Raw genomic sequence first — 7,879 nt, 5'->3', positions numbered from 1 at the left:
GAAATAAACTTAACTCTATGAGTGCAAATAATTGTAACCCAACGCAGAGAAAAAAGCTCAGTTTTCTCGACCGTTTTCTTACGCTTTGGATATTTTTGGCGATGGCTATCGGTGTCGGAATTGGCTATTTTATACCTGATTCTTCTACATTAATTAACTCGTTTTCGAGCGGAACAACCAATATTCCGCTGGCAATAGGACTGATTTTGATGATGTATCCGCCATTGGCAAAGGTGCGTTACGAACAAATGGGTGAGGTTTTCAAAAACACCAAAATCTTATCAGTTTCGCTCTTACTCAATTGGGTGATTGGGCCAATTTTGATGTTTTTCTTGGCAATAATTTTCTTCCGTGACCAGCCAGAATACATGACAGGATTGATACTGATTGGTATTGCCCGCTGCATTGCAATGGTAATCGTCTGGAACGAACTCGCCGACGGTAACCGAGAATATGCCGCAGGTTTAGTAGCCCTCAACAGTATTTTTCAAATCTTATTTTATAGCGTTTATGCCTATTTGTTCATTTCGGTACTACCACCCTACTTTGGAATAAAAAGTACAGAAATAAACATTACGATTGGGCAAATTGCCGAAAGTGTGCTTATTTATCTCGGAATTCCTTTTTTTGCGGGCATTGTGAGCAGATATACTTTAATCAAATGGAAAGGTTTAGCATGGTTTAATACCAAATACATACCATTTATTTCGCCAATTACGCTCATTGCTTTACTTTTTACGATTGTGCTAATGTTTAGTTTAAAAGGTGAGTTAATTGTTCAAATTCCTTTCGATGTACTCAAAATTGCAGTGCCTTTAGTTATTTATTTCCTGATAATGTTTGTCGTAAGTTTTTTTCTTGGCAAAAAGCTGGGTGCAGATTATTCAAAAAATACGGCAATTTCGTTTACCGCAACTGGCAATAATTTTGAACTGGCCATAGCTGTTGCCATCGGTATTTTTGGCATCAATAGCGGACAAGCCTTTGCGGGCGTAATCGGTCCATTGGTCGAAGTACCTGCTCTAATTTTACTTGTCAACGCAGCTTTTTGGTTGAAGAAAAGATGGTATACGGGCGAATCGTTGGCTGAGTAAAAATATTTTTACAAATTTTTCAAGAAAACTTTACAAGTAATTATTTTTTTTATACTTTAGTCACAGCAAATACAACAAACGAAATTTTTATTCGTTGATTGGGATTTACAATTAAGATTTATTAACTTTGCAGTCCGATTAGGAGAATGCTGGGCTTTGTACGGTTCAGCCGCTTCACTAACCGTATAAATATTTGATAATCAAGTAAATAACAAAACAATGGATTTGATTAAGTTAGTCGAAGCAGAATTTGCTGGCAAGAGACAAACACAACCTGAATTTAAGGCTGGTGATACAATTAGCGTTCACGTTAAAATTGTTGAAGGAAACAAAGAGCGTATTCAGGTTTATACTGGTACTGTAATTCAACGTCGTAACGTTGGTACAAACGGAGAATCTTTTACTGTACGTAAAATCTCTAATGGTGTTGGTGTAGAGCGTATTTTCCCTGTTCTTTCACCAAGCGTTGATAAAATCGAAGTAGTGCGTTACGGTAAAGTACGTCGTGCAAGATTGTTCTACCTACGTGGAAAACAAGGTAAAGCTGCACGTATCAAAGAATTAAAGAAAAACTAAGAAAACATTTTGAAAAAAAAGTTATACAAAAAACTAACTTTTTCACTTCAAGATTGTCTAAAGATAAAAGTAATAGCTTTTTCATAATTTTGTGTAGGAAAAGGCCGCCCCATTGGAGCGGCTTTTTTTATATACAATAATCGAAAATGTAAACTAATTTAAAGGAAACCTTCGCTTAAAGCGAAGGCTTCCTTAGAAAAAACGACATGAACAACATAAAATTCTATAAATATCAAGGTACAGGCAATGACTTCGTGATGATTGATAACCGTGACGGTGGTTTTCCTGCCAGCCAAGAATACATTGAACACCTCTGCCACCGCCGTTTCGGAATTGGTGCCGATGGCTTAATTTTATTGCAAAATGATGCCAACTACGATTTCCGAATGGTTTATTATAATGCCGATGGCCGTGAGGGAAGTATGTGTGGCAATGGAGGCCGTTGCACCGTTCGTTTTGCCGAAGATTTAGGTATATTCAAAGAAAACACTAAATTCATAGCCGTTGACGGTGAGCATACTGCTCAAGCTGATAGCAAAGTAATTTCATTAAAAATGGGAGAAGTTCATAGTCTCGAACGTCATGCCGACTACGATTTTATGAATACTGGCTCGCCACATTACGTAGCATATGTCAATAACATTGAGAATTTTGATGTATATGCCGAAGGGAAAAAAATCAGATATTCGGATGAATGGGTGGCACGAGGTGGCACAAACGTAAACTTTGTAGAAATCTTAAATGATGATACCATTTACGTACGTACCTATGAGCGTGGTGTAGAAGATGAAACATATTCATGCGGAACTGGTGTTACGGCTTCTGCCCTATCGGCGTACTTGCGTCAGGGTATGAAAAGCCCAATAAAAGTTATTACCAAAGGTGGAAATCTGCAAGTTTCATTCAATGAAGACTTCTCCGATATTCACCTTATTGGCCCTGCTATTAAGGTTTTTGATGGTATTCTTTGAAAATAAACAACATATTATCTTTTATAAAAGCCTTGATTTATCAATATAAGTCAAGGCTTTTCTATTTCTCCTAAAACATTTACTACAAAAACATTGCATAATCAGTCGGGAGTGCATAATTTCGGAAACCTAACTTAAAAAACGAAAATACAATGACTGAATTTGTTTTAGCAATTGAATGGGAAGGCTTCGAAAAAGATAAATACGTACACACAGTTTTAGAAGATAATATCTTACCGCCATATATTGCTCAATGTCGCTGGTTTGCTGGTAAGGCACGTCAAATCAAGCAATTAAAAGTAAGGGACGCTGTTCATTTTGAAAATTTCATTTTCATGACCTTTGAATCGAAATACGAAGAAGGCGACAGCGAATTATATCTTTTACCACTCTCTTTTAGCGAAGAAGAAACACAGGAAATTCCATCAAAAGGGATACTTTGTAAGGCAAGTATGGATGATAAGATTGGCTATTTGGTTGATGCTATTTACGATGTAAATTTTAGAAATGCTATATTCGCCAGCGTTTATCATAATCAATCCTACAAACAAGGCAATCATGATGATCTAGTTTTTTTTAATGGAAAAGCATTTGAATCCGATTCCGAATTAATTGATTCATTCTTACCTAATATTGATTCTTCAAATTCGGCAATGATATTTGGTGGCAAATATTTCCTGAAACTTTATCGCAAGTTATTTACGGAGACCAATCCCGAAGCTGAAATGGTTGAGTTTATTACTCAACACTCAGATTTTAGAAATATTCCGCGATTTGCAGGTAGTATCACTTGGAAACGCACCAATAATACTGAAATAACTTTTGCGGTCATGGTCGAAGTAGTCCAAAGTGAAAAAGACGATTGGAGTATGACGGGCGATTACTTGAATGATTTTCTAGGGGCTTTTGTAGATGGCAATTTTCAGATTAAAGAATCCGTTTTTGGTAAAGTAGCACTTTTGGCCCATCGAACCGCAGAGATGCATAAAGCTCTGTTTGCTCTTCGTGGTGCCGATACCTTTAATGCCGAGCCATTCGATCGTCAATACCGAAGGTTTTTACATCAAAAAATGGAAAACCTACTCGAACGCAGATACAATCTACTGACTGATAATTATTTACGCCTCGATGAGCAAGCTCAAACTTTAGCATGGAAATTCATGGAGGCAAAAGATCTAATTCTTGACTTTGTTGACCAGGTGCTTACCCGACCGCTTATGTCATACCGCACACGTATTCATGGTGATTATCATTTGGGGCAAGTTTTGGCAACCGAAAATGATTTGGTAATTATTGATTTTGAAGGTGAACCCGAAAGCACGATTGCAGAGCGGAAAATAAAGCACTCACCATTAAAGGACGTGGCTGGAATGATTCGATCTTATCATTATGCGGTATCGGCCAAGCTCTATAACTCGGCAGAAACCAGCGAAATCGACGAGCTTCAACTACAAAGGGCAGCTGATAGATGGTATAAACTCATCAAAGATACTTATCTCGAAGAATATCTTTCAGTATTTGGCGATCCTCATCCATTATTCAAAGATAACAACGAAATTAACTATCTTTTACTCTTCCACTTACTCGAAAAAGCAGTTTATGAAATTGGTTACGAGGTAAACTATCGCCCTAGTTGGGTAAAAATTCCGCTCAAAGGAATTGCTGAGGTCTTGGCAGAAATAGAAAAATTAAGAAGATAAGTAGAAATCCGCGGTCGATGGCGAGCAGCGTTCCGCTAAGCAGTCAACAGTTTCACATCATACTTTTTCTTCATTTGTTATTGGGCTATTTTAATGAGAGAATATTTTAAACAAATTTTTGAACATGAGCATTGGGCTAATCTGAAAGTTTTGGAAAGCATTATTTGTGCTTCCGAAACTCCTCAACGTGCAATTGAGATTTTTTCGCACACGATTGCCGCCCAACGCATTTGGCTCGACCGAATAAATGGTAATGTGACTGAACTAAAAGTTTGGGAATTATTCGACAAAGAAATCATGCTCGAACTATTGGAGATTAACTACACAGAAATTAATAAAATCATTGACACACAGGATTTTGAACAACTAATTGCCTATAAAACAACTACTGGTCAGCATTTTACGAGTACTATCAATCAAATCCTAAGTCATTTGGCTTTGCATGCCTCTTATCATAGAGGGCAAGTAGTTATATTGTTGAAGGGAAAAATTGAAACCTTACCAGCAACCGATTATATCCTATACATAAGATAATTCTCGAGCGACTTAGAAAACCGTTCTCCAAAATATGAATCATATACCAAGCCTCAACGACATCAAAGAAGTCCATGAACGTATTAAACCGTTCATTCATCATACGCCAGTGTTAAGTTCAACGAGTATTAATGAACTTGCGGGCTGTGAGATATTTTTTAAATGTGAAAACTTTCAGAAGATTGGTGCATTCAAAGCAAGAGGTGGCATGAATGCCGTTTTATCTTTATCAAAAGAAGAACAAGAAAAAGGCATTACTACACACTCATCAGGCAATCATGCACAGGCCATTGCTTTGGCCGCTAAAACGGTTGGTACGAAGGCATATATAGTAATGCCGAGTAATGCTCCAATCATCAAAAAGAATGGTGTGAAAGCACTTAATGGAGAAATCATTGAGTGCGAACCAACACTCGAAGCACGCGAATCAACAGTTCAGCAAGTAATTGACCGAACAGGAGCAACGTTTATTCACCCATTCAATAATTATGATGTAATTGCAGGACAAGCAACCGCAACCCTCGAACTAATTGAGGAAGTGCCGAATTTAGAAGTAGTTATGGCCCCAGTTGGCGGTGGTGGACTATTAAGTGGAACAGCCCTTACCACCCATTATTTACTGCCTGATGCCGAGATAATTGCGGGTGAACCTGAAGGGGCAGCCGATGCAATTTTATCCTTTAAAAGTGGAAAAATTGAAAAAGCTCCATACATAAAGACTATTGCAGATGGCTTGATGACAAATTTAGGAGATAAAACACTGGAGATTATCAGAATGTATGTAAAAGATATTATTCTTGTAAGCGATGAAGAAATCGTTGCTGCTATGAGACTGATATGGGAGCGATTAAAAATAGTTATTGAGCCTTCGTGTGCAGTACCATTTGCAGCTTTATTAAAACAAAAAGAAAGATTTGCTGGAAAAAAAGTAGGAATTATTCTTACTGGTGGAAATGTCGATTTGGGGAAATTACCATTCTAAAAGCAACAAACGAGGTGAATTAAAAAACTCACCTCGTTTGTTAAGTAATTTGCACTATATATTGCTTACTAAGTTTTCAAATTAACAGAATTGCTATGGTCTGTGGACGATCGACCGTGGACTATTTATCATTCAAATAAATCTACAAATTCAAATTTCTCGCCATCAAAAAGGCCTAAATCGCTGAGTTTTAAGGCAGGTATAACTAATAGTGCCATAAAAGATAAACTCATAAATGGAGAAATTAGTGTACTACCTAGTTGCTCTTTTACAAAGTGGTCTATCATTGTATAACTTTCTGCTACTTTATAGCCATCATCGCTGCTCATAAGACCAGCCACAGGCAAGCCCAAAACCCCTCTTTTGGTATTACTTACTGCCGAAACACCACCTTTTTCCCTTATAATGAGATTTATGGCCTCACATATAGAAAAATCATCGACTCCTACCGCAATAATGTTGTGCGAATCATGTCCAACTGATGACGCAATTGCTCCTTCTTTCAATCCATAATTATTAATAAAAGCAACAGCTGGTGGAGAAGTCTTATAACGATTCAAAACCACAATTTTCAGAATATCTTGCTCGATATCAGAAACAACTAATCCGTTTTCTATCTTAGGTTTAACAAATATTTCATTTGTAATTAACTGGCCATCAATAGTTTGTATTACCCGCATTCGTTGATCACCATCGGGAGCTACAACTTCTATCTTTTTTGCTTCTAGTGCATCACAATCAAAGTTATTGATTATTTCACTTTGCAAATTTGCTACCAAAGATATCCCATTATTTGCTACTAACTGACCATCAATATAAGTTTGCTCAATAAAAAAATCTTCTAAGTTATTCACGACAATAAAATCAGCCCAATCACCTTCACGTAGTAAACCAACATTCATTCTGTAATGCAATACAGGATTAATTGTGGCCATTCGTAATACCTTGTACTTATCGATTCCTTTAGCAATGGCCCTTTTAACCAACTGGTTTATGTGTCCTTCGACTAAATTATCAGGATGCTTATCATCCGAACAAAACATCATATTGGCAAAAAATTCATCGGCCAATGGAATCAATTCGTTAAAATTCTTAGCAGCACTCCCTTCTCTTATCAAAATTTTCATGCCAAGCTTAAGTTTCTCAAGAGCCTCACTTTTTGTAAAACATTCATGATCAGTTTCAATACCAGCTTCAATATACTTTTTCGCAGCAGCACCTCTTAATCCGGGAGCATGACCATCAACTGGTTTATTAAATGCACGTGCTAAAGCAATTTTTTGCATCACTGCTGGGTCTTCGTGCAAAACTCCTGGAAAATTCATCATTTCGGCTAAATAACCAACCTCCTTAAATGTAAATAAATGAGCAATATCATTTACGGTTATCTCTGCCCCTGCTGTTTCAAAATTTGTAGCGGGTACACATGATGGTGCTCCAAAGCAGAATTTAAATGGTACACGTCTGCCATCCTTAATCATAAACTCTACCCCTTTTACACCCAATACATTAGCTATTTCGTGTGGGTCAGAAACGGTCCCAACAGTACCATGGACAACTGCTAACCTAGCAAATTGAGCAGGAGTTAACATTGAGCTTTCAACGTGTACGTGAGCGTCGACAAATCCTGGAAGTATATATTTTTCGCCCTCTTTTTCTGGACCTTGAAGATTTATCTGATGGATTCTTTTATTTTCAATACTCAAAATTCCGTACGAAACTGTACCATCAAACACATTTACAATGTTAGCACTTAAATTTATCATCGATAATTTTTAGGATTCATATCTTATATGGATGTAAAATAAATCTTTTTTTACAAAAAAAATCAATTTAACATCTATTTATCTGAAAACTTATTAAAAAAAATAAAAATGCTTAAAGTATGTGACCGACTGAGTAGTATAAAGTCTTATAAAGGTAATCAGTCCTTATGTGGTTATTTCAATAAATCTTTAAAATGATTTCGATCATAATCGCAAAGTACGCTACAAAGCATTCAATAACTATGTATTATACCTA

7 protein-coding genes are annotated in these 7,879 nt (G+C 36.8%); 6 read left to right on the top strand and 1 reads right to left on the bottom strand.

The features are described from left to right. Positions 1 to 17: 17 nt before the first annotated feature. From arsB to ACOVO2_RS03280, 6 genes are all read left to right on the top strand, one after another. A complete protein-coding gene (gene arsB / locus ACOVO2_RS03305; protein ID WP_421768604.1) occupies positions 18 to 1,094 on the top strand; it encodes an ACR3 family arsenite efflux transporter in 1,077 nt (358 codons plus the stop codon). Positions 1,095 to 1,313: 219 nt separating this feature from the next. Continuing rightward, positions 1,314 to 1,670: a 50S ribosomal protein L19 gene (gene rplS / locus ACOVO2_RS03300; RefSeq protein WP_188766385.1), complete on the top strand. Its 357-nt coding sequence runs from the start codon at positions 1,314 to 1,316 to the stop codon at positions 1,668 to 1,670. Between the two features lie 206 nt (positions 1,671 to 1,876). Next, positions 1,877 to 2,641, top strand: coding sequence for a diaminopimelate epimerase (gene dapF, locus ACOVO2_RS03295; RefSeq protein ID WP_421768599.1), 765 nt, complete (start codon positions 1,877 to 1,879; stop codon positions 2,639 to 2,641). A 152-nt stretch (positions 2,642 to 2,793) separates the two neighbouring features. After that, complete coding sequence (locus tag ACOVO2_RS03290; RefSeq protein ID WP_421768598.1) at positions 2,794 to 4,341, top strand: putative maltokinase; 1,548 nt, start codon at positions 2,794 to 2,796, stop codon at positions 4,339 to 4,341. A gap of 93 nt (positions 4,342 to 4,434) precedes the next feature. Continuing rightward, positions 4,435 to 4,875, top strand: coding sequence for a DinB family protein (locus ACOVO2_RS03285; protein ID WP_421768597.1), 441 nt, complete (start codon positions 4,435 to 4,437; stop codon positions 4,873 to 4,875). Positions 4,876 to 4,909: 34 nt separating this feature from the next. Next, positions 4,910 to 5,857, top strand: a complete 948-nt coding sequence (locus ACOVO2_RS03280; protein ID WP_421768596.1) for a threonine ammonia-lyase — start codon at positions 4,910 to 4,912, stop codon at positions 5,855 to 5,857. Positions 5,858 to 5,985: 128 nt separating this feature from the next. Here the strand turns inward: ACOVO2_RS03280 and ade are convergent, their stop codons facing one another. Further along, positions 5,986 to 7,623 (bottom strand): adenine deaminase, encoded by a 1,638-nt coding sequence (ade, locus tag ACOVO2_RS03275; RefSeq protein WP_421768595.1) that lies wholly within the window; start codon positions 7,621 to 7,623, stop codon positions 5,986 to 5,988. Positions 7,624 to 7,879 lie beyond the last annotated feature (256 nt).

Origin of the sequence: Emticicia sp., assembly GCF_049241225.1 — a bacterium.
Classification (GTDB): Bacteria; Bacteroidota; Bacteroidia; order Cytophagales; family Spirosomataceae; genus Emticicia.
Note: the sequence above shows the minus strand (reverse complement) of the source record. Positions and strands in the feature narration are given on the sequence as shown.